We start from the raw sequence: 22,111 nt of genomic DNA, 5'->3' as shown, positions 1-22,111 counted from the left end.
CTCAGAACCCGAGGTAGTGGTGGCGGAGCTGGGTGTCGGCGGCCATCCCGGCGGCGTCCCCGGTGACCGCGACCCGGCCGAGGGAGAGCACGACCGCGGTGTCGGCGATCGACAGCGCGGTCCGGGCGTTCTGTTCGACGAGCAGGACGGTGAGCCGGGTCTGGCGGGCCAGGTCGCGGAGCAGCCCCATGATCTGGGCGACGACCCGCGGGGCGAGGCCGAGCGACGGCTCGTCGAGGAGCAGCAGCCGGGGCCGGCTGATCAGGGCCCGGCCGATCGCGAGCATCTGGCGCTCCCCGCCGGAGAGGGTGTAGGCGGGCCGGCGGCGGCGCTCGCGCAGCGGCCCGAACAGTTCGTAGACCTCGTCCAGGCCGGCCCGGCCCTCGGTCCGGTTGCGCCGCCAGAGCGCGCCGAGGCGAAGGTTCTCCTCCACGGTGAGTTCCTGGATCACCCCGCGCCCCTCCGGCACGTGCGCGACACCGGCCCGGACGACGTCCTCGACCCGCAGCCGGGTGAGGTCGCGCCCCTCGTAGGTCACCGACCCGGCCCGCGGCCGGACCAGGCCGGTCATCGACCGCAGCAGGGTGGTCTTGCCGGCGCCGTTGGCGCCGAGCACGGCGGTGATCGAGCCGTCCTCGACGGTGAACGAGACGTCGCGCAGCGCCTCGACCGCCCCGTAGGAGGTACTCAGCTTGTCAACCGTCAGCACGCTGCACCTCCGGCTCGGCGGCCAGCTCCTCGCCGAGGTACGCCGCGGCGACCGCCGGGTCGCCCTTCACCTCGGCCGGCGTGCCGGCGGCGATCTGCCGCCCGAAGTCCAGCACCACGAGCCGGTCGCAGACCGACATGACGAGATCCATGTGGTGCTCGACGAGCAGGACGCCGATGCGGGTCTTCAGCCTGGCCAGCAGGCCCGCCAGGTCGGACATGTCGGCCTCGTCCAGCCCGCTGGCCGGCTCGTCGAGCAGCAGGTAGCCGGGTTCGTTGACCAGGGCCCGCGCGAGCGCGACCCGCTTCTGGATCCCGTACGGCAAGGTGGCGGGCAGCCGCCCGGCGACCGAGTCGACGTCGAGGTCGGCCAGCGTGGACATCGCCCGCGCGGCCAGCCGGGACTCGTCCCTCGACGACCGCGGCGCCCCGAGCAGCGCGGCGGCCAGCCCGGAGCGGGCGGAGACGGTCGCCCCGGCCATCACGTTCTCCAGCACGGTCAGGCCGGGGAACAATCCGACCCCCTGCAAGGTCCGGGCGATGCCGAGCCCGGCGAGCTGGTGCGGCCGGATCCGGCGGATCGTCCGGCCGCCGACCGAGATCCGCCCGGCGGTGGGGGCCACGAACCCGCACATCACGTTGAACAGGGTGGTCTTGCCGGCGCCGTTCGGGCCGATGACACCGACGACCTCACCGGGCGTGACGTCGAGCGAGACGCCGTCGAGGGCGAGCAGCCCGCCGAAGCGCACGGTGACGTCCTGCACCGCCAGGCCGTCACCACCGGATCCGGGCAGCTCGTCCCTCCCGCCGGTTGATCATGCTCCGCCGGCACGCTACCACCGGGCTGGGCTACGACGCCTGACTCACCGAGCTCATATGGAAGTCCGCAATCCGGACCGGCGGGGCGGCCACCCGGGTGAGGTACTCGTTGAACTCCCGGGACAGCGTAGGCGCGGTCGGGCCGACCTCGGCGAGCCGGCCGAGCAGGGTGATCGGGCTCTCGTTGAACCGGAAGTTGTTCACCGCCCCGACCACCTCGCCGCCCTCCACCAGGAAGACACCGTCGCGGGTCAGCCCGGTGAGCAGCAGGGTCTCCGGGTCCACCTCGCGGATGTACCACAGGCAGGTGAGCAGCAGGCCGCGCCCGGTGCTCCCGATCATCCCGGCCAGGTCGGAACCGGGGTCGGCGACGTCGAGGACGAGGTTGTCCACGTACGGCCGGACCGGCAGGCCGGTGAGCGTCGCCGAGTGGCGGGTCGAGACCAGCGCCTCGATGCGGCCGTCCCGGATCCAGTCCGACCGCGCGACCGCGAGCCCGTTGTCGAACACCGAGCCCAGCTCGCTCGACACCGGGGTCTCGACGAACGGCGAGCATTCCAGGCCGGCCTCGACCGGGTCGCTGCGCAGGCTCAGCGGCAGCCCCGTCAGCGCCTCGCCCACCCGGGTGCCCCCACCCGCGCGGGACAACGGGGACCGCCCGTCGTGGGCGGCCCGGGCCGACATCGACAGGTAGAGGTAGGTGACCAGGTCGGCGACCGCCGACGGCGGCAGCAGGGTCTCGTACCGCCCGGCCGGCAGCTCCACCCGGCGGGCGGACCAGTCGAGCCGGCGACCGACTTCGTCGACGAGGCCGGTGACGTCGACGTCGCGGAAGTCCCGGCTGGCTCGCCCGGCCCAGGCGGAGGCCGCCCCGTCGCCGGCGCGGCAGGTCAGCTCCAGGGTCCCGGTGGGCTGGACGTGGCGGCGGCGCAGCCCGGTCGAGGAACCCAGGTAGCTGGTCACCACCTCGTGCCGGGCGAACCCGAACAGCCCGCGGTCGGCGCCGCGGACCCGGTCGAACGCCGCCGCCAGACCGTCGACCAGGCCCGCGAACACCTCGATCCCGGTGCCGGGGGCGGCGTCGGCGAACCCGGGGTCGGCCGGGCCGTCGGCGAGCGGCGCCGCGTCCTCCGCCGGCGGGTTCGCCCGGGCCACCGCCTCGGCGGCCGCCACCAGGTCGGCGACGTCGCGGTCGTCGCTCAGGCCGCTGCGGGAGACGACGCCGACCGCCCCGCCGGCCACGGCGACGACCGAGACCCGGCGCTGTTCCTCCGCGCCGTTGGTCGTCAGCGAGGTGTTCGCGAAACGCAGGTTCACCGCGCTCGCGTCGTGCACCAGGACGACCGCACCGTCGCCGCGGGCGTGGCCGAGGCCGCGTTCGACGATCTGCTCGGGGGACAGCGTCACCGGCCGCCCTCCGCCACCGTGTCGAGGATCCGGACGCCGGTGAACAGCGTCGCCGGGCAGCCGTGGCTGACCGCGGCCACCTGCCCGGGCTGGGCCTTGCCGCAGTTGAAGGCCCCGCCGAGGACCCAGGTGCCCTCGCCGCCGAGACCGGCCAGGCTGCCCCAGAAATCGGTGGTCGTCGCCTGGTAGGCGACGTCGCGCAGCTGCCCGGCGAGCCGGCCGGAGCGGATCGCGAAGAAGCGCTGGCCGGTGAACTGGAAGTTGTAGCGCTGCATGTCGATCGACCAGCTCTTGTCCCCCACGACGTAGATGCCGCGCTCGACCCCGGCGATCAGCTCCGCGGTGGACGGCCCGGCGGCGGCCGGCGCCAGCGAGACGTTGGCCATCCGCTGGACCGGGACGTGCATCGGCGAGTCGGCGAACGCGCAACCGTTGGACCGGCCGAGGCCGGTGCGCCGGGCGATCCGGCGGTCCAGCTGGTAGCCGGTGAGCACGCCGTCGCGAACCACGTCCCAGCGCTGCCCGGCGACCCCCTCGTCGTCATAGCCGACGGTGGCCAGGCCGTGCTCCACCGTCCGGTCACCGCTGACCTGCATCAGCTCCGACCCGTAGCGCAGGCTGCCGAGCTGGTCGAAGGTGGCGAACGACGTCCCGGCGTAGTTGGCCTCGTAGCCGAGCGCCCGGTCCAGTTCGGTGGCGTGGCCCACCGACTCGTGGATGGTGAGCCACAGGTTGCTCGGGTCGATGACCAGGTCGTAGCGGCCGGCCTCCACCGTGGGGGCCCGCATCTTCTCGGCGAGCAGCTCCGGGATCTCGGCCAGCTCGGCGTCCCAGTCCCATCCGGTGCCGGTGAGGTACTCGTAGCCGCGCCCCACCGGGGGGGCGAGCGTGCGCATCGAGTCGAACCGGCCGCCGTCGCGGTCGACGCTCACCGCGGTCACCGCCGGGTGCAGCCGGATCCGCTGCTGGGTCGTCGAGGTGCCGGCCAGATCGGCGTAGAACTTGTTCTCCCGGACCTGGCGCAGCGAGGCGTCGACGTGGCTGACGCCGGGGGCGGCGAGCAGCCGGCCGGTCCAGTCCCGGAGCCGGGCCACCTTCTCGGCGTCCGGCACCTGGAAGGGGTCCACCTGGTAGGAGCTGACCCAGGTGGCGTCGCCGTGCACCGGTTCGTCGGCGAGTTGCACCGGCTCGGCGTTGAGCGCCGCGGTCGCCCGGGCGACCGCCACCGCGCGCGCCGCGAGCCCCGCCGCGGCGTCGACCCGCAGGTCGGAGCTCGCCGCGAAACCCCAGGCGCCGTCGTGGACGACGCGAACCGCGACGCCGGACTCCTCGTCGTCGTGGAAGGTCTCCAGCTCGTGGTCGCGGAGCACGACGTCCTGGGTGCGGATCCGCTCGACCCGGACGTCGGCGTGCTCGACGCCGAGCTTGCGGGCCGCCTCCAGCGCCGCCTCGGCCAGGCCGCGCAGCGGGAGGTCTAGGAACGACGGGTCGATACGGTGCGGCACCCGCCGACCGTAGCGCCGGCCGGGCCCGGCGGTGCGCCCCGGGCCGGATCAGGCGGGGCCGCGGACCTGCCCGTCGCCGGTGACGATCCACTTCGTCGAGGTGAGCTCGGACAGCGCCATCGGCCCGCGGGCGTGCAGCTTCTGGGTGGAGATCCCGATCTCGGCGCCCATGCCGAACTGCTCCCCGTCGGTGAACCGTGTCGAGGCGTTGACGACGACCGCGGCGGCGTCGACCCGGGCGGTGAACGTGCGGGCCGACTCCAGCGAGCGGGTCACGATCGCCTCGGTGTGCCCGGAGCCCCAGCGGCGGATGTGGGCCAGCGCGTCGGCCAGCGAGTCCACGACGGCGACCGCCAGGTCGAGCGAGAGGTACTCCGCCGCCCAGTCCTCGTCGGTGGCCGCGACGACGGAGGGCGCGTAGCCGGCGACCCCGGGGTCCCCGTGCACGGTGACCCCGGCGGCGGCGAGCGCCGGCAGGACCGCGGGGAGGAAGGCGGGCGCCGCGTCGCGGTGGACGAGCAGGGTCTCCGCGGCGTTGCACACCGACGGGCGTTGCGCCTTCGCGTTGACGACGATGCGGACGGCCATCTCCAGGTCGGCGTCGGCGTCGACGTAAACGTGGCAGTTCCCGATCCCGGTCTCGATCACCGGAACCGTGGACTCCTCGATCACCGACCGGATCAGGCCGGCGCCGCCGCGCGGGATGAGCACGTCGACCAGCCCGTGGGCCCGCATCAGGTGCTTCGTCGCCTCGTGGTCGACGCCGGGCACCAGGGCGATCGCGGCGCCCGGCAGCCCGGCGGCGGCCACCGCGGCGGACAGGACGTCGACCAGCGCGGCGTTGGAGTCGCGGGCCGACGAGGAGCCCCGCAGCAGCACCGCGTTGCCGCTTTTCAGGGTGAGCCCGGCGGCGTCGACGGTGACGTTGGGCCGGGCTTCGTAGATGATGCCGACCACCCCGAGCGGCACCCGGACCTGGCGGATCTCCAGCCCGTTGGGCAGGGTGGACCCGCGGATCGTCTCCCCCACCGGGTCGGCCAGCGCGGCCACCGCCCGAAGGCCGCCGGCCATCCCGGCCACCCGCGCGGTGTCGAGGGAGAGCCGGTCGATCAGCGCCGCCGGGGTGCCGTCCCCGCGGGCCCGTTCGACGTCGCGGCGGTTGGCGTCGAGGACCGCCCCGGTCGCCGCGTCGAGGGCGTCGGCCATGGCGTGCAGCGCCGCGTCCTTCGCCGCCCGGGTCGCCTGCGCGAGCTCGTCGGCGGCACCGCGCGCCCGGCGGGCGACGTCGTGGACCTCCGCTGCACTGGTCACCCGGGAAGTGTCCCAGATCGGCCGGAAAGCACAACGCGATCGTCGCTTCCGCCGAGGAGCTTGACGTCGCGGTGCTGCACTACGACTCGGACTTCGACCTCATTGCGCCCCAGGCAGGCCGTGGGAACCGACCCGTCCAAGCGATCAGCTGGCGTGGCGGCGGATGTACTCGTCGAGCGCGTCGCGGCTGACGTCGGCCAGTCGGCGGCCCTGGGCTTGTGCGATCTGTTCGAGAGCGGCCCTGGCTGCGCGGGTGACGCGCACGGTCATGACCGGGGTGTGCTCCTGGTCGCCGCTAACCGAGGGCCGGCCGGGGTGCTGGCGGTGAACCCGCTCGACGATTTTGGCCGCCTTGGACTCGGTCAGGCGACTGCCGTCGGGCAGCCGGATGTCTTCGGCCTCGAGGTCGACGTCGGGGCCGATGGGCGTGGGCTTGCGCGGTGTCATGGGTGCCTCCGGTAGTGCGTGGGCATTACGTGGATGACGAGCTGGCAATCGGGGCGCTCGATGGCGATGACTTCCAGCTCCCGGCCCCGCTCGTCGTTGCCGACCCACCTCATGATGACGGCCTCGGTGACCTCGTCGGTTTCGACGCTGGGAGTGGCGGTGTCGATGACGTGGCGGGCGCTGGCGCGACCTATCCGGTGCTTGCGGCTGCCCCGGGTGAACCGGATCGGTTTCAGCTGCACCTGAATATTGTGTCATACACAATATTGTTGGTGCAATCCCAAACCGGGTCATCTGCAACTTGGCTGGTGGTCACCCCGGCCGGGTCGGTGCGGGAGCTCAGCTCGTCGGCGGGACACCGGCCAGCGCGAACGCTTCATCGATGCGACCCGTCAGCGAAGCGCGGTCCAGCTCGGCTAGGTAGCGCACGGCAGCGGTGGCGAAGAACTCCGAGCGGCTCATGCCGAGTTCGCGGGCGCGGCGGGTGGCCCGCTCGAAGGTCTCGTCAGGTACCGAGATGGCGGTCTTCACACCCGGGTATAACCAGGTATGAACGGCAGCGCCTACCCGACGTGGCGCCACGGCAGAACGGCACCTTGTCGCGGGACTACGCGCAGCGCGGTCGCCTCCTGGTGGATCACGACCACACCACCGGCGGCACACCCAACTCCCCCGCGATCGTCCGCAGTCGCTTGTCTCGCGTCCAGAACCGGGTCCCGGGCAACAGCAGGAGCGACCCGAGAAGGTGACAATCGACAGCACCCAGCCCCCGCCCCCACAGCCGGCGGGCGTCCACAAGGGCGAGCATCTCGGCCTGGGTGAGGAACGGGCATCCACGGAGCTGGACCAGTGAGTCGAGCAGCACCTCTCGATCCTTGATGCTGCCGAGGGCCAGCTCCTGGATCACCAGCGTGTGACAGACGACCTCATCCCGGGCAAGCACATCGACGAGCGTCGGTTCGACCTTACGAAGGTGATCGATCCACACCGAGGTGTCGACCAGGATCACCGCGACTTGCCTCGATCGCGTCGGGGAGCCCGCGCCGCCGGATCGCTACCCCCCAGGGCCGCGAGACGCTTGGCGCTCTCCACCCGGATGAGGGTCTCGAGCCCCTCCCGCAGCAAGGACGTCCGCTCGGTGACGCCGGTCAGCTCTGCCGCGCGGTGAAGGAGCTCGTCGTCGATCGTCACAGTGGTCCGCATCTGAGGCCTCCGCAATAGAGCATCTACATTAGCATCAGATGATGCGGTTTCAGATGCTGTTCCGAAATCGGATCAACGTCGGCCGGCGTCCATGAGCGAAATTCGAAACGGGGCCCGGCACGATCACCAGTCGAACTGGCCCACTACCAGATCGTCGCGGTGCACGATCTCCCGCGCGAACTCCGGGCCCAGGCTCGCGGCGAGCTCCCGGGTGGAGCGGCCGAGCATCGCCGGCAGCTCCGCGGCGTCGTAGCCGGCGAGGCCGCGGGCGAGGACCCGGCCGTCGGCGTCGACCAGGTCGACCGGGTCCCCGGAGACGAACTCGCCGTCCACCGCGACGACCCCGGCGGGCAGCAGCGACATCCGCCGCTCGATCACCGCCCGCACCGCCCCGGCGTCGAGAACGACCCGTCCGCGCGGGGCGCTGGCGTGGGCCAGCCACAGCAGCCGGGCGGTGACCCGCGGCCCGACCGGGTGGAACAGCGTGCCCACCGCGGCGCCGGCCAGGGCCGCCTCGACGTCGGCGGCACCGGCGATCAGCGCCGGCACGCCGGCCTGCGCGGCGATCCCGGCGGCGTCGACCTTCGTCGCCATCCCCCCGGTGCCGACCCCCACCGCGCCCGGCCGGGTCAGCGGAACGCCCGCCAGGTCCGCGCGGCCGCGAACCTCGGCGATCCGGCGCGCCCCGGGCCGGCCGGGCTCCCGGTCGTAGAGGCCGTCGACGTCGGAGAGCAGCACGAGCGCGTCGGCCCGCACCAGCAGGCAGACCAGGGCCGCCAGCCGGTCGTTGTCGCCGAAACGGATCTCCTCGGTGGCGACCGTGTCGTTCTCGTTAACGACCGGCACCACCCCCAACGCGAGCAGTCGATCCAGCGTGCGCTGCGCGTTGCGGTAGTGCGCCCGGCGGATCACGTCCTCGGCGGTGAGCAGCACCTGCCCGACCCGCCGGCCGTGCCGGGCGAACGACGCGGCGTAGCAGGCGACCAGCGCCCCCTGCCCGACGCTCGCCGCGGCCTGGAGGGTCGCCAGGTCGGTCGGCCGTCGGGAGAGCCCCAGCGGGGCCAGCCCGGCGGCGATCGCACCGGAGGAGACGAGGACGACCTCTACGCCGTCCGCGACGCGGGCGGCGAGCACGTCGACGAGCGCGTCGACCCGGTCCGGCGCGACCCCGCCGCCGGGCGCGGTGAGCGAGGAGGAGCCGACCTTGACCACCAGCCGGCGGGCGGAGGCGACCGCGGTCACCTGCTCGGCCCGGGCTCGTCGAGCTGGCGCCGGTCGCGCTTCGCCTGCCGCCGGGTCGCCGCGGGCGGACGGGTCGTCGGGTCGAGGCGGGGGTCGCTACCGCGGGTGGCGAGGACCGCGGCCACCCCGGCCGGGGTCGAGGGCTCCCAGTCGAACGTGACCTCGCCGATGCTCACCGCGACCCCGGGTTCGGCGCCGCGCTTAGCCAGCTCGGTCTCGACGCCGAGCCGGGCCAGCCGGTCGGCGAGGTAGCCGACCGCCTCGGCGTTGGCGAAGTCGGTCTGGCGCACCCAGCGTTCCGGGCGCTCCCCGAGGACCCGGAACCCGTCGCCGTCCGCCTCGACGCTGAAGCCGGCGTCGTCCACGGCCCGGGGCCGGAGCACGATCCGGGTGGGCTCGGCGGCCGGCGCGGCCGCCCGCGCCCCGGCCACCGCCTCGGCCATCGCGAAGGCCAGCGGGCGCAGCCCCTCGCGGGTCGCGGCCGACACGGTGAACACCCCGTCGGGCAGGCCACCGGCCAGCTCCGCCGCCAGCTCCGCGCCGACGACGTCGAGCTTGTTGAGCACGATCAACCGGCGCCGGTCGGCCAGCCCGCCGTAGGCGGCGAGCTCCGCCTCGATCACGTCGAGGTCGGCTGCCGGGGAGCGCCCCGGCTCGTCGCTGGCCAGGTCGATGACGTGCACGATGACCGCGCACCGCTCTACGTGGCGGAGGAACTCGTGGCCGAGGCCGCGGCCCTGGCTGGCGCCCGGGATGAGCCCCGGAACGTCCGCGACCGTGAAAACCAGCTCGCCGGCCTCGACGACGCCGAGGTTCGGGACCAGGGTCGTGAACGGGTAGTCGGCGATTTTCGGTCGGGCGGCGGAGAGCGCGGCCACCAGCGAGGACTTGCCGGCGTTCGGGTAGCCGACGAGGGCGACGTCGGCGACGGTCTTGAGCTCGAGCACGACGTCCGCGTGCTGGCCCGGCTCGCCGAGCAGCGCGAAACCGGGCGCCCGGCGCCGCGGGGAGGCCAGCGCGGCGTTGCCCGAACCGCCGCGGCCACCGGCGGCGGCGACGTAGCGGCTGCCGGCGCCGACCAGGTCGGCGAGCAGGGTGCCGTCGGCGGCGGAGACGACCGTGCCGTCGGGGACCGGCAGGATCAGGTCGGCACCGTGCGCACCGTGGCGCAGGCCACCCTGACCGGGCTTACCGGAGCCGGCGCGCTGGTGCGGGTGGCGGTGGTAGTCGAGCAGGGTGGTGGTCTGCGGGTCGACGACGAGGACCACGTCCCCGCCCCGGCCGCCGTTGCCGCCGTCCGGTCCGCCGAGCGGCTTGTACTTCTCCCGGTGCACCGACGTGCAGCCGTGGCCGCCGTCGCCGGCCGTGGCGTGCACCACCGCACGATCGACGAAACCCGGCACGGGGCGGTCAGGCCTGCGCGGTCTCCGCCGGGACGATGTTGACCACCCGCCGGCCGCGGCGGGTGCCGAACTGCACCGCGCCGTCCGCCAGCGCGAACAGGGTGTCGTCGCCGCCCCGACCGACCAGCTCGCCCGGGTGGAAGTGGGTGCCGCGCTGACGGACGAGGATCTCCCCGGCCCGCACCGCCTGCCCGCCGAAGCGCTTCACCCCGAGCCGCTGCGCCGTGGAATCCCGGCCGTTACGGCTCGACGAGGCGCCCTTCTTGTGAGCCATACCTAGGCGTCCTTGTCTGCACTGTCGTTGCCGGTGGCACTGTCGTTGCCGCTAGCACTGTCTTTCCCGCTAGCACTGTCGATCCCGGTCACCCGGACCCGGGTCAGCCGCTGACGGTGACCCTGCCGCTTGCGGTAGCCGGTCTTGTTCTTGTACTTGAGGATTTCGATCTTCGGGCCCTTCGCGTCGCCGAGCACCTCGGCAGTGACCGTGAAGCCGGCCAGCCCGGCCGCGTCGCTGGTGACCGTCTCGCCGTCGACGACGAGCACCGCCGGCAGGGTGAACGACTCACCGGACGGGAGTGGGCTCCGGTCGAGCTCGAGGGTGTCCCCGACGCTCACCTTGTGCTGGCGGCCGCCGCTTCGGACGATCGCGTACATCGGTCGGGTCTCCTCGGGGTCGCGCACGCCGCTCCGGAACCGCCGGGCCCGCGTGTCCGGAGCAGGATACAGGAAGTGCATCGGACCGAGAAAGACCTGCCGCGAAACTCCCGGCCGGTCCGGTCGTCGATCGCCCTATGGCGACGCTTGTGGCCGCCCTGGCAGCATGGCGCCCGAAGCGCCAGACCGCCTCGACAGGCCCACCAGGCGATCGCTTACCGGGATGCCCCGGCGGGTCGCGACCTCATGCGGTCACCCGACTCAGCTGCCTGGCCCGCGCGGCCGGAAAGCTGGGCAGACCAGCGGAGTGCTCGATCCGAGCCGGCCTTCGGCGGCCGTGGCCTCGGCGCGGAATTCGCGCCTGGTCGAGCCGGTGACCGGGGACCACTCGAGCCGGAGACGATCAGCCGACCCCCACCGCGACCGTGATGCGCCGGCGGATGGCGGCCAGCTGGTCGGGGGTCACCCGGGAGGGGGTCGAGGTGATGCGTCGCAGCGACACGCTGGTGACGTGATGTGCCAATGCCCAGCACGTCGTCTCGGCTCCGTTGTCGGGGGTCGGCTCGATCCGTTCGGCAAAGGACTCGTGGGCGAGCCCCTCCTCACGGGTCAACGGCACCACGATCGTGTTGGGGTACTGCTCGGGGAACAGGTCGTGGTCCTCGACCACCACGGCCGGCCGCAGCCGGGCCGGCTCGTCGAACAGCGCACGGCCGCGCCAATCGACCACCACGATGGTGCCGGCCGCGTGCCGGCTCACGGCAGATCGCTCAATGGCGTGCCCAGCTCATCGAGCTCGCTCTCGGCCGCTGGATGCTCGGCCAGATGCGCCATCACCCGCTCACCGTGCGCTCGGATCGCCTCCCGGCGCACCCGGCGTGCTTCGGCCTCGGCGAGGTCCCGAACGAAAGTGCTGAGTCCTTTGCCCTGGCTCCGCGCAGCCTCCTCCAGGGCGGCCCGATCTTCGGCGTCCAGGCGGATCGTGAGCGTCGCTGCCATACACGACAGTGTAACACGTCATCATAACGCGACTGCGTACTCGCTCGAGGTGTTCGCGAGGTTTCGAGTTGTCCAAGAAGTGCGCGCCGCCTGTAGTCGGCTGGCCACGGAGCGCCGCCGGGGCCCTCGGCCGTCGTGGCCGGCTAGCGCGCAGCCGGGCCGCTCGAATATCGGCTCCCGGCAAACCGACCCACTACCCAGGCCCGGACCTACTCGACCAGCTGACCGGCCACCGGCTCGGGGCTCGGCGCCGGGCTCGGCGGCGCCGGGACCGCCTTCGGGCGGCGCGGCTGCTCCCCGCCCGGCCCGAACGGGTCGATGGTCACGATCACCCCGCGCCCGGAGCACTCCGGGCAGTTCTCCGAGAACGCCTCGAGCAGGCCCTCGCCGATCCGCTTGCGGGTCATCTGGACGAGGCCCAGCGAGGTGACCTCGGCGACCTGGTGCTTGGTCCGGTCCCGGCCCAGGCATTCGAGCAGCCGGCGCAGGACCAGGTCCCGGTTGCTTTCCAGGACCATGTCGATGAAGTCGATGACGATGATCCCGCCGAGGTCGCGCAGCCGCAGCTGCCGGACGATCTCCTCCGCCGCCTCCAGGTTGTTCTTGGTGACCGTCTCCTCGAGGTTGCCGCCCTTGCCGGTGAACTTCCCGGTGTTGACGTCGACGACGATCATCGCCTCGGTCCGGTCGATGACCAGGTAACCGCCGCTCGGCAGCCAGACCTTGCGGTCCAGTGCCTTCGCCAGCTGCTCGTCGATCCGGTGCGCGCTGAAGACGTCCCCCTCCCCGGTCCAGCGGGACAACCGGGGGGCCAGATCCGGTGCGACGTGACCGACGTAGGCCTCCACCGTGTCCCACTCGTCAGCGCCCTGGACCACGAGCCCGGCGAAATCCTCGTTGAAGATGTCTCGAATGACCCGGATGACCAGATCGGGTTCGGCGTAGACGAGGGCGGGTGCGGTGACCTGCGCGGCCTTCTTGCGGATGTCCTCCCACTGCGCGACGAGCCGGGACAGGTCGCGGGTCAGGCCCTCCTCGGAGGCGCCCTCGGCGGCGGTGCGGACGATGACCCCCGCTTCCTCCGGGGTGATCTTCTTCAGGATCGCCTTGAGCCGGGTCCGCTCGCTGTCGGGGAGCTTGCGGCTGATCCCGGTCATCGGCCCCTCCGGGACGTAGACCATGAACCGGCCGGGAACGCTGACCTGGCTGGTGAGCCGGGCGCCCTTGTGCCCGATCGGGTCCTTGGTCACCTGGACGAGCACCGACTGGCCGGATTTCAGGGCCTGCTCGATCCGGCTCGGCCTTCCCTCCAGCGCGCTCGCGTCGTAGTTGACCTCGCCGGCGTAGAGGACCGCGTTGCGGCCCCGGCCGACGTCGACGAACGCGGCCTCCATGCTCGGCAGGACGTTCTGGACCCGGCCGAGATAGACGTTTCCGACACCCGAGGCGCCGTGCGAGCGTTGCACGTAATGCTCGACGAGCACGCCGTCCTCGAGGACCGCGATCTGGGTCCGGTCGGTCCCCTCCCGGACCACCATGATCCGCTCGACGGCCTCCCGGCGGGCGAGGAACTCCGCCTCGCTGAGGATGGGCGCCCGGCGCCGGCCGGAGTCCCGGCCGTCCCGGCGGCGCTGCCGCTTGGCTTCCAGCCGGGTCGAGCCCTTGACCCCACGGACCTCGCTCTCCTCCTCCTCCGGCCGGTCGGCCCGGGGTGCGCGGGGCGCGCGCGGGCGGGGGGTGGTCTCGGTGGCCTCGTCGGAGCCGGTCTCCTCGCCGGGCTCGCCGGGGCGCCGGCGGCGCCGCCGGCGGCGACGGCGGCTGCCGGTCCCCTCCGGGCCGTCCTCGGCGCCATCGCCGTCGGCCGGTGGCTCGGGGGAGGGTGTCGCGGCCTCGCCGGCCTCCTCGCCGGGCTCGCCGGCGGGGGTCGCGGTTGCGCCGCCACCGCCGCCGCCCCGGCCACGGCGTCCGCGGCGCCGGCGCGGGCGACCGTCGTCGGCATCGTCGCCGTCGGAGCCGGTCTCGGCGGCCCCGGGCGCCGGTTCGGCCGCCGCGGGTTCAGCCGCCGCCGGCCGGCGGGCGGCGGTCTTGCGGGGGGGCGGCGGCTCGTCGGCGGGGTCGGCGCCGCGGGCGACCGGGGCGGCCGGCAGCTCGGGCGGGGCCTGGAAGGTGACCACCGGGGGCAGGGCTCGCCGGCGGCGGGTGCCCGGCTCGGCGGCCGTCTCGGCGGCCGGCTCGGCGGCAGCCTCAACGGCCGCGGCCGGTTCGGCGGCACTGGCGGCCGGGGTGCGGCGCCGGCGGGTCCGGGCCGGCGCCTTCGGGGCATCGGGATCGCCCGGGTCCGGGCCGGCGGTCCCGGGGCTGGCGGGGCTGGCGGGGCTGGGGGGCTCGCTCGCCGGCCGGCTGGGGGCCGGCGGCCCGGCGGCGCGGGTGGCGGTGCGGCGCGGGCGGGCGGGTGGCGCGGTGTCGTCCTCCGACATCGGTCGGTCTCCTGTCATGCCCCCGGGCGCAGATCGCGCCGCGCGGGGGCGGGTCTCGGGTCGCCGGCCGGGCCGGCGCAAGTCTCGGTCAGGCCCCCGCGGGCGGGGGCCGGTCGACGACGGCCGAGGCCGCGACCGGCTGCGGGCTGCCGTCGGCAGCCGGGGCGGCCCGGTCGGTCGCGAGCGGATCGGCGAGATCGCCGCAGGGGTCGAGGGCGCCTTGCGCCAGCCTGGTCACCTTGGCGGGAACCGGCAGCGTCAACGCGGCGACCTCGCGCAGTCCGGCGAGCACGTCGTCGGGTCGCACGGCGGGAGTGCAGTGCCGCACAACCAGCTCCAGTATCGCACAGGGGCCCGGGTCACCGTCGGAGCCGCGCCCGCCGAGCTCGAGCCAGACGACCGCGGCCCGGGCGTCGAGGATGCGCCGGCCGTCCTTCAACACCCGTTCGACCGGCACCGAGGTCTCGGCGAGGAAGGCGGCGATCGCGGCGGCCGCCGCCTCCTCCTCCACCCCAGGCAGCTCGACCCGCCACCGGGATCCGGTCACCCGGTCCGGCAGCGAACCCGGTCCGGCCTCGACCACCTCCAGGATGTCCAGCCCGGCCGGCAGCGCCGCGTCCAGGTCGGCCCGGACGCTCGCCGGGCGCACCCGCTCGGTGAGCGAGATCTCCAGGTATTCAGCCTCGCTGGCCGCGCCGGTGGGCGCCGCCCCGACATAGGAGATCTTCGGGTGCCGGTTGAAGCCGCCGGAGAACGCGACCGGCAGCCGGGCCTGCCGCAGCGCCCGCTCGAGTGCCCGCTGGACGTCGCGGTGGCTGGTGAACCGGAGCCGCCCGCGGCGGGCGTAGTGGATCCGCAACCGCTGGGCGATCTCGTCCGCGCCGCGCTCGGGTTGCCGCCGGCTCACGAGCGCGGCGCCACCGGGGCCAGCGGGAGCAGGCTCTGCCCGGTCGGGCCCACCTGGATCTCGGTGCCCATCGCCGGGCACACCCCGCAGTCGAAGCACGGCGACCAGCGGCAGTCGTCGACCTCGACCTCGGCGAGGGCGTCCTGCCAGTCCTGCCAGAGCCAGTCCTTCTCCAGGCCGGCGTCGAGATGGTCCCAGGGCAGCACCTCGGTCAGCTCGCGCTCGCGCGTCGTGAACCAGTCGACGTCGACCCCGGTGCCGGCCAGCGCGGACCGGGCGGCGGTCATCCAGCGGTCGAAGGAGAAGTGCTCGCTCCAGCCGTCGAAACGCGCCCCGAGTTCCCAGGCCGCCCGGATCACGCCGGCCACCCGGCGGTCGCCGCGGGCGAGCAGACCCTCGACGGTCCCCGGCCGGCCGTCGTGGTAGCGCAGGCCGATCGCCCGGCTGAACGCCCGGTCGCTGCCGATCGCCGCGCGGAGCTTGGCCAGCCGGGCGTCGGTGGCCTCGTGGCCGAGCTGCCCGGCCCACTGGAACGGGGTGTGCGGCTTCGGGACGAAACCGCCGATGCTCACCGTGCAGCGGATGTCGTTGCGCCCGGCCGCCTGCCGCCCGGCCGCCACCACCTTGCGGGCCAGCCCGGCGATCGCGAGCACGTCCTCGTCGGTCTCGGTCGGCAACCCGCACATGAAGTAGAGCTTCACGTGCCGCCAGCCGCCGGCGTAGGCGGTGGTCACGGTCCGGATCAGGTCCTCCTCGGTGACCATCTTGTTGATCACCCGGCGGATCCGTTCCGACCCGCCCTCCGGCGCGAAGGTCAGCCCGGAGCGCCGCGCCCCCCGGGTCAGCTCGTTCGCCAGCTCGACGTTGAACGCGTCGACCCTGGTCGAGGGCAGCGACAGGGAGGTGTTCGTCCCCTCGTACCGGTCGGCCAGGCCCTTCGCGATCTCGCCGATCTCGGAGTGGTCGGCGCTGGACAGCGAGAGCAGCCCGACCTCCTCGAAGCCGGTGGCCGCGAGCCCCGCGTCGACCATCCCGACCACCGTGGACAGGCTCCGCTCGCGGACCGGCCGGGTGATCATCCCGGCCTGGCAGAACCGGCAGCCCCGGGTGCAGCCGCGGAAGATCTCGACGCTCATCCGCTCGTGCACGGTCTCGGCGAGCGGCACCAGCGGATGCTTCGGGTAGGGCCACTCGTCGAGGTTCATCACGGTGTGCTTGCTGACCCGGTACGGCACCCCGGCCCGGTTCGGGGCGACCCGGCGGATCCGCCCGTCCGGCAGGTAGTCAACGTCGTAGAAGCTCGGGACGTACACCCCGCCGGCGCCGGCCAGCCGCTCGAGCAGGCCGACCCGGCCGCCGGGGCGCTCGGCCCGCTTCCAGTCCCGGACCACGGCGGTGATCGCGAGCACCGCCTCCTCCCCGTCCCCGAGCACCGCGGCGTCGATGAACGGCGCGATCGGCTCCGGGTTGAACGCGGCGTGCCCGCCGGCGATGACCAGCGGGTGGCTCCCGTCCCGGTCGGCGGCCTCGATCGGGATCCCGGCCAGGTCCAGCGCGCTGAGCAGGTTCGTGTAGCCGAGCTCGGTGGCGAAGCTCACCCCGAGCAGGTCGAACGCGCCCACCGGCCGGTGCCCGTCCACGGTGAACTGCGGGATCCCGTGCTCCCGGAGCAGCGCCTCGAGATCCGCCCAGACGCTGTAGGTGCGCTCGGCGAGGACCCCGGGTTGCTCGTTGAGAATCTCGTAGAGGATCTGCATGCCCTGATTCGGCAGCCCGACCTCGTAGGCGTCCGGGTACATGAGGCACCAGCGGACGTCCGCGGCGTCCCAGTCCTTGGTTCCGGCGTTGCGCTCGCCGCCCACGTACTGGATCGGCTTCTGCACGCGGGGCAGCAGCGGTTCGAGGCGTGCGAAGACGCTCTCGATCGGCACGGTTCCCCTCCGGCAGCCAGGGACACGGTCGGCCCGGCGCCCCACAGTACGCGGCCCGCCGGCCGCCGGGGTCACTCCCGGGAGCGGGCGTGCACGTTCTCCAGCAGACCGATCGCCACCATGTTCGCGAACATCGAGGATCCGCCGTAGGAGATGAACGGCAGCGGGATGCCGGTCACCGGCATGATCCCGAGCGTCATCCCGATGTTCTGGAAGCTCTGGAAGCCGAACCAGCAGACGATCCCGACCGCGACCAGCCGGCCGAACAGGTCCTCGGTCTGGGCGGCGATCCGCATCCCCCGCCACAGCACCACCCCGAGCAGCGCGATCAGCACCGCCGACCCGGCGAACCCCAGCTCCTCACCGGCGACGGTGAAGATGAAGTCGGTCTGCTGCTCCGGGACGAAGTGCCCGTTGGTCTGCGAGCCGTGGAACAGCCCCTTGCCGGTCCACCCGCCGGAGCCGATCGCGATCGCCGCCTGGTGGGTGTTGTAGCCGGTGGACGAGGCGTTGGCATGCGGGTTCGTGAACGCGGTGAGTCGCTGGAGCTGGTAGGTCTTGAGCAGGTGCAGGCGGACGACGAGGAACGAGCCGATCACGCCGAACAGCAGCAGACCGACGATCCACCGGGTCCGCGCGCCGGACAGCGCCAGCACCCCGATGATGATCGCCAGGCAGACCAGGACGACCCCCAGGTCGGGCTCGACGAGGATCAGCAGCACCGGCAGCCCGGCGAGGGCCAGCGCCAGCATCACGTCGGAGTCCCGGGGGCCGGCCTCGCGATCCTGCCGCTCGGCGAGCAGCATCGCCAACCCGACCACGAGCGCGATCTTGGTGAACTCCGAGGGCTGGACCTCGAACCCGCCGCCGAGGCTGATCCAGGCGTGCGCGCCGTTGACCACCGAGCCCAGCGGGGAGAGCACCGCCAGCAACCCGAGGATGCAACCGGCGTAGAGCACCGGGGTGTAGGCGCGCAGCGAGCGGTAGTCGACCAGGATCGTGATCGCGCCGAGCACCACCCCGATCACGATGTTGAGGAGGTCTTTTTTCAGGTAGGCGTTGGGGTCCAGGCCGACGGTCAGGTTGTAGGGCTTGGTCGCGGACCAGACGAGCAGCGCACCCAGCACGGCGAGCCCGGCGACCGCGCCGAGCAGGATCCAGTCGAGCCGGCGGACGGGGGCCACCGCGGCCGCCCGGTCCAGCGCGCCGGCCGGCCGGCCCCGGCCCCGGCCCAGCGAGAACGGGCCGCGGGGGGCGCTCCAGTCGGTCACGGCGGCGCTCCGCTCGACCGGGTGCCCGGCGGCAGCGCGAACGGGAGCGGGCTGAGCGCCAGGTGGCCGGGGGCGGCGGGGATCGGGGGGGCGGAGGTGACCGTGCCGTCCGGGTCGAAGCGCGGCAGGTTGGCCGGGGGCGCCCCGGTCGGGAAGTCGGCGTGGTGGGCCCGACTCTCCAGGCCGTACACGCCGTCCCAGAGCGCGCGGGTGGCCGGGGCGGACACCACCCCGCCCTGACCCCCGTTCGTCACGACGATGGCGGACACCAGCTCGGGCCGGCCGCCGGTCTTGCCGGAGAAGGAGTCGAACCACGCGTTCGGCGCCCGCAGGTCGGTGGGGTCGCCGGGATTCGCGACGTCCGCGGTGCCCGTCTTGCCCCCGACGTCGACGGCCCCGAACGGGAAGCCGGCGAAGGCCCCGGTGCCGGTGCCGCGGACCGGGGTCTGCTGCTGGGTCACCCCGTACATGCCCTGCTCGATGTAGCTGAGGTAGCTCGACGCCACCGGCACCCGGTCGCGGACCCTGGGGTCGATCCGCCGGACGATCCGGCCGTTCGGGGACACCAGGGCCTCGCCGACGGTCGGCGACCAGACGGTGCCGCCGTTGACCAGCGCCGAGTAGGCCACCACCACCTGCAAGGGGGTGACCCCGACGCTGCCGCCCTGGCCGATGTCGAGCAGCAGCTGATCGCCGGGTTCGAAGATGTTGGCGCCGACGTCGTGACAGAGCGCGGCGTCGGCCTGGCGTCGGGCCGGCGACTTGCGCGAGTTGGCGGCGCCGAGGCACGCCTGGTGCTGGTAGTAGGTCGCCAGCGCCTGGAACTGCACCCGGTCGAGGATGCTGCCGTTGGCCTCGCCAGGAAGATCGATCCCGCTCGGCGCCCCGAGGCCGTAGTCGCGCGCCATGTGCGCGACCACCTCCTGCGGGGTCCGGCCCTGGCTGACCAGTTGCTGGTCGATGTTGTACTGCTCCTCGCCGAAGCCGTAGAACACCGTGTCGCAGGACATGACGAGCGCGTCGTGCAGGCTGATCGCGCCGGCCGACTCGCTTTCGAAGTTCTTGAACAGCCGACCGTGGAAGAACACCGACCCCGGACACGCGTAGAGCGCACCCTCGCTCGCCTCTCCGCTGCTCAGCGCCGCCGAGGCGGTGATCAGCTTGAACGTCGAACCGGGCAGGTACTCCCCCTGCAACGCCTTGTCGTAGAGCGGCTCCCCGGCGGCCGGCGCGGTGAGGGCCTGGTAGGCCTTGGTCGAGATGCCGCCGACGAAGGCGTCCGGCGCGTACGGCGGGTAGGAGGCGAGGGCGACGATCCGACCGGTCCGGGCGTCCATGACGACACCGGCGGCGGTGCTGGGCAGGCCGCCCGCGTTCCCGCCGGCCTGGCGCGAGATGGTCCGGGCGTTCTGCACCGCCTGGGCCAGGGAGTGCTCCAGGTCGCGCTGCACGCCGGTGTCGATGCTCGTCACCAGCGTGTCGCCCGGGACGGGAGCGGTGTTCTGGAGCACCCCGGTGACGTTGCCGAGGTGGTCCACCGTCTCCTGCTCGAGCCCCGGCACCCCGGCGAGGTAGCTGTTGTACTGCTGCTCCAGCCCGGAACGCCCGACCAGGTCGTCGATGTTGGCGGCCTGCTCCGGCGCGGAGAACCTGGCCAGCTCGGCCGGGCTGATCGGGCCGAGGTACCCGAGCAGGTGCGCGGCCGAGACCGCCGGGTACTGCGGGTAGTCCCGCACCGACTCGAGCTGCACCTTGACCGCCGGGAACTGGGTGTGCTCCTCGAGCAGCATCAGGGCGGTGCCGTTGCTGACCTTGTCCGAGACGGGGATCGGCTGGTACGGCGACCCGTTCCAGCAGCCGGCCGGCTGCCCCCTCGAGTTGCAGGTGTGGATCCGGTCGAGCACCTGCGCGGAGGACAGGTGGAGCACCCCGCCGAGCCGCTCGAGCACCGCCGTCCCCCGGTCCGGGAGCCGGCCGAGGGCGGTCCGGTCGATGGTCACGACCCAGGCCTCCTGGTCGCCGGCCAGGGTGCGCCCCAGGTCGTCGAGGATCAGCCCGCGCGGCGCCGTGGTGGCGATGTCCCGGATGTTGTTGTCCGCGGCGGCCCGGGCGTACTGCGACCCGGCCAGCACCTGGATGTACCAGAGCCGCCCGAACAGGGTGAGCAGCAACGCGAGCACGAGGGCCCGCAGGACGATCAGCCGGACCCGGGACCGGTCACTCACGGCGGCTGCTCTCTGTGCTCGATCTTCTGCGCCCGGTCTTCTGGGCTCGATTCTCCTGTCCCGGACCGGGCCCGGTGCCGCCGCTCACCGGCGTACCGCGTCCCGGTCCACGCGCCGGGTCAGTCGGGCGACGAGCGGCACGACGAACGGGGTCAGGACGACATCGTACAAAGCGATCAGCGGAAGCTCGCGGGCGATCGTCGGCCAGTGCACCCGCGGATCGCCGGTCAACGACCCGACGACGCCGTTCAGCGCCACCGCCCCGACCGAGGCGAGCGCGACCAGCAGCAGCGGCAGCAGCACCGAGCGCTCCTCGACGTCGTCGAGCAGGCCGGCGCCGTACCCCACGGCCGCATAGACCAGGGCGAGCCGGCCGATCGCGTGGTCGGCCGGCGGAACGGTGTCGGCGAGCAGGCCGGTCAGGAAACCGAGCACCGCGCCGGGCGCCGGACCGGAGACCAGGGCGCAGGCGACGACGAGGACGAGGAGCAGGTCGGGTCGGGCCACCGGGAGCGGCAGCCGGTTGATCACCGTGACCTGCAGCACGGCGCCGGTGAGCAGCAGGGCGGCGAACAGGCTGGCCCGGGCGGGGCGCACGTCAGGGGGTCCTGGTCGGGGTCGGCGACGCGGCCGGGGAACCGGCTGGGGATCCGGAGCCGGACGGCGTCGGCTTCGGGCTCGGCGTCGGCTTCGGGCTGGGGGTCGGGCTCGGGCTGGGGGTCGGGCTCGGCAGCAGGATGAAGTGCCTGGTGGGCGGCGGCGGTTCGACGATGACCCCGACGACGTCGAGCGCGGTGAAGTTCACGTAGGGGGTCACCAGCGCGGCCCGGGGCAGCCCGGCCGGTGTCGTCTCCACGGTGCTCACCTGCCCGATCGGGATGCCCGGGGCGAGCAGGCCGGTGTTCGGTGAGTAGAACGTGACCAGGCCGTCGCCGCTGGCCAGGTGGATCTGGGAGTTGGTGACGGTCAGCGACATCGGCGCGAGCCCCTGCCCCGTCGTGTAGCAGATCTGCCCGCTCGGCGCGAGCTCGGCGCCGGCGATGAACTGCCCGTCGATGGCCAGCTCGACCGTGGCGCTGGTGGCGGTGACGGCCTGCACCCGCCCGACCAGCCCGTCCCCGTCGACCACCGTCTGGCCGACCCGGACCTGGTCGGCGCTGCCCGCGTCGATGGTCACCGTCCACTCGAGCCCCAGGGAGCTGCCCATCGCGGTCACCCGGGCGGCGACCATCGGGAACCGGCCGATCGCGGCCAGCCGGTCCAGTCGCTGGAGGTCGGCGAGCTCGTGTCGCTCGGCCACGTCCAGGCGCAGCTGCGCGAGCAGCGCCGCGTTCTCCCGCTGGAGCCGGGAGATATCCGCGTGGTCGCTCCCCAGATGCCCGAGGTCGGCGAAGAAACCGCCGATCGGGTGCGTGACGTCGGCGACCGCGCGTTCGATCGGGCCGAACACCGCCCCGACCAGGGACCGGATCCCGCCGAGCGGCGAGTGCTTGCCGCCGCGGAAGTCGAGGGTGAGCAGGGTGAACGCGGTGAGGACGAGCAGCGCGAAGACCAGCCGAGTCCGTCGGGAGTTCCGCATCGGTCGCGGGCGCGCGGGCGCGC

The 22,111-nt window shown here is 73.6% G+C and carries 20 protein-coding genes and 3 pseudogenes; all 23 read right to left on the bottom strand.

What is annotated here, in order from left to right; genetic code table 11:
• Window position 1: 1 nt before the first annotated feature.
• The gene (locus VNG13_00535; protein HVA59009.1) at window positions 2-709 is read right to left on the bottom strand and encodes an ABC transporter ATP-binding protein; all 708 of its coding nucleotides are present in this window, start codon (window positions 707-709) and stop codon (window positions 2-4) included.
• Window positions 696-1,472, bottom strand: a complete 777-nt coding sequence (locus VNG13_00530) for an ABC transporter ATP-binding protein (GenBank protein ID HVA59008.1) — start codon at window positions 1,470-1,472, stop codon at window positions 696-698. Before VNG13_00530 ends, VNG13_00535 begins: the two co-directional genes overlap by 14 nt.
• An 85-nt stretch (window positions 1,473-1,557) precedes the next feature.
• Entirely contained in the window at window positions 1,558-2,934 is a 1,377-nt protein-coding gene (locus tag VNG13_00525; protein ID HVA59007.1) for a metallopeptidase TldD-related protein, read from the bottom strand.
• Complete coding sequence (locus VNG13_00520; GenBank protein ID HVA59006.1) at window positions 2,931-4,439, bottom strand: TldD/PmbA family protein; 1,509 nt, start codon at window positions 4,437-4,439, stop codon at window positions 2,931-2,933. The genes VNG13_00525 and VNG13_00520 overlap by 4 nt, the downstream gene beginning before the upstream one ends.
• Before the next feature lie 48 nt (window positions 4,440-4,487).
• Window positions 4,488-5,750: a glutamate-5-semialdehyde dehydrogenase gene (locus VNG13_00515; GenBank protein HVA59005.1), complete on the bottom strand. Its 1,263-nt coding sequence runs from the start codon at window positions 5,748-5,750 to the stop codon at window positions 4,488-4,490.
• Window positions 5,751-5,894: 144 nt separating this feature from the next.
• Window positions 5,895-6,197, bottom strand: coding sequence for a hypothetical protein (locus tag VNG13_00510; protein HVA59004.1), 303 nt, complete (start codon window positions 6,195-6,197; stop codon window positions 5,895-5,897).
• A complete protein-coding gene (locus tag VNG13_00505) occupies window positions 6,194-6,439 on the bottom strand; it encodes a hypothetical protein (protein HVA59003.1) in 246 nt (81 codons plus the stop codon). The genes VNG13_00510 and VNG13_00505 overlap by 4 nt, the downstream gene beginning before the upstream one ends.
• A gap of 136 nt (window positions 6,440-6,575) precedes the next feature.
• A pseudogene (locus VNG13_00500) lies at window positions 6,576-6,728 on the bottom strand (antitoxin).
• A 106-nt stretch (window positions 6,729-6,834) separates the two neighbouring features.
• On the bottom strand, window positions 6,835-7,206 hold the full coding sequence (locus VNG13_00495) for a type II toxin-antitoxin system VapC family toxin (GenBank protein ID HVA59002.1): 372 nt from the start codon (window positions 7,204-7,206) through the stop codon (window positions 6,835-6,837).
• Window positions 7,203-7,400, bottom strand: a complete 198-nt coding sequence (locus tag VNG13_00490; protein HVA59001.1) for a type II toxin-antitoxin system VapB family antitoxin — start codon at window positions 7,398-7,400, stop codon at window positions 7,203-7,205. Before VNG13_00490 ends, VNG13_00495 begins: the two co-directional genes overlap by 4 nt.
• A 123-nt stretch (window positions 7,401-7,523) precedes the next feature.
• The gene (gene proB, locus VNG13_00485; protein ID HVA59000.1) at window positions 7,524-8,642 is read right to left on the bottom strand and encodes a glutamate 5-kinase; all 1,119 of its coding nucleotides are present in this window, start codon (window positions 8,640-8,642) and stop codon (window positions 7,524-7,526) included.
• The gene (gene obgE, locus VNG13_00480; GenBank protein ID HVA58999.1) at window positions 8,639-10,045 is read right to left on the bottom strand and encodes a GTPase ObgE; all 1,407 of its coding nucleotides are present in this window, start codon (window positions 10,043-10,045) and stop codon (window positions 8,639-8,641) included. Before obgE ends, proB begins: the two co-directional genes overlap by 4 nt.
• A 7-nt stretch (window positions 10,046-10,052) precedes the next feature.
• Entirely contained in the window at window positions 10,053-10,319 is a 267-nt protein-coding gene (gene rpmA / locus VNG13_00475) for a 50S ribosomal protein L27 (GenBank protein ID HVA58998.1), read from the bottom strand.
• A 68-nt stretch (window positions 10,320-10,387) separates the two neighbouring features.
• Window positions 10,388-10,699, bottom strand: a pseudogene (rplU, locus tag VNG13_00470) (50S ribosomal protein L21).
• Window positions 10,700-11,102: 403 nt separating this feature from the next.
• A complete protein-coding gene (locus VNG13_00465) occupies window positions 11,103-11,459 on the bottom strand; it encodes a type II toxin-antitoxin system PemK/MazF family toxin (GenBank protein HVA58997.1) in 357 nt (118 codons plus the stop codon).
• Window positions 11,456-11,698, bottom strand: a complete 243-nt coding sequence (locus VNG13_00460; GenBank protein ID HVA58996.1) for a DUF1778 domain-containing protein — start codon at window positions 11,696-11,698, stop codon at window positions 11,456-11,458. Before VNG13_00460 ends, VNG13_00465 begins: the two co-directional genes overlap by 4 nt.
• A gap of 311 nt (window positions 11,699-12,009) precedes the next feature.
• Window positions 12,010-13,728: pseudogene (locus VNG13_00455) on the bottom strand (Rne/Rng family ribonuclease).
• A gap of 535 nt (window positions 13,729-14,263) precedes the next feature.
• Window positions 14,264-15,082, bottom strand: coding sequence for a TIGR03936 family radical SAM-associated protein (locus VNG13_00450; GenBank protein ID HVA58995.1), 819 nt, complete (start codon window positions 15,080-15,082; stop codon window positions 14,264-14,266).
• On the bottom strand, window positions 15,079-17,013 hold the full coding sequence (locus VNG13_00445) for a TIGR03960 family B12-binding radical SAM protein (GenBank protein ID HVA58994.1): 1,935 nt from the start codon (window positions 17,011-17,013) through the stop codon (window positions 15,079-15,081). The genes VNG13_00450 and VNG13_00445 overlap by 4 nt, the downstream gene beginning before the upstream one ends.
• A gap of 71 nt (window positions 17,014-17,084) precedes the next feature.
• The gene (rodA, locus tag VNG13_00440) at window positions 17,085-18,284 is read right to left on the bottom strand and encodes a rod shape-determining protein RodA (protein HVA58993.1); all 1,200 of its coding nucleotides are present in this window, start codon (window positions 18,282-18,284) and stop codon (window positions 17,085-17,087) included.
• Complete coding sequence (locus tag VNG13_00435; protein ID HVA58992.1) at window positions 18,281-20,509, bottom strand: penicillin-binding transpeptidase domain-containing protein; 2,229 nt, start codon at window positions 20,507-20,509, stop codon at window positions 18,281-18,283. The genes rodA and VNG13_00435 overlap by 4 nt, the downstream gene beginning before the upstream one ends.
• An 84-nt stretch (window positions 20,510-20,593) precedes the next feature.
• On the bottom strand, window positions 20,594-21,106 hold the full coding sequence (gene mreD, locus VNG13_00430; protein ID HVA58991.1) for a rod shape-determining protein MreD: 513 nt from the start codon (window positions 21,104-21,106) through the stop codon (window positions 20,594-20,596).
• 1 nt (window position 21,107) lies between these two features.
• The gene (gene mreC / locus VNG13_00425) at window positions 21,108-22,088 is read right to left on the bottom strand and encodes a rod shape-determining protein MreC (GenBank protein HVA58990.1); all 981 of its coding nucleotides are present in this window, start codon (window positions 22,086-22,088) and stop codon (window positions 21,108-21,110) included.
• Window positions 22,089-22,111: the final 23 nt, after the last annotated feature.

Source organism: Mycobacteriales bacterium, from assembly GCA_035533475.1.
Lineage (GTDB): Bacteria > Actinomycetota > Actinomycetes > DATLTS01 > DATLTS01 > DATLTS01.
The sequence above is the reverse complement of the archived record's forward strand: the minus strand, read 5'-3'. Positions and strand labels throughout refer to the sequence as shown.

Bases quoted from the DNA above. Each gene is read 5' to 3' on its own strand.
- VNG13_00510 (HVA59004.1), bottom strand. From the start codon at position 6,197: ATGACACCGCGCAAGCCCACGCCCATCGGCCCCGACGTCGACCTCGAG.
- VNG13_00490 (HVA59001.1), bottom strand. From the start codon at position 7,400: ATGCGGACCACTGTGACGATCGACGACGAGCTCCTTCACCGCGCGGCA.
- rpmA (HVA58998.1), bottom strand. From the start codon at position 10,319: ATGGCTCACAAGAAGGGCGCCTCGTCGAGCCGTAACGGCCGGGATTCC.
- VNG13_00460 (HVA58996.1), bottom strand. From the start codon at position 11,698: ATGGCAGCGACGCTCACGATCCGCCTGGACGCCGAAGATCGGGCCGCC.
- mreC (HVA58990.1), bottom strand. From the start codon at position 22,088: ATGCGGAACTCCCGACGGACTCGGCTGGTCTTCGCGCTGCTCGTCCTC.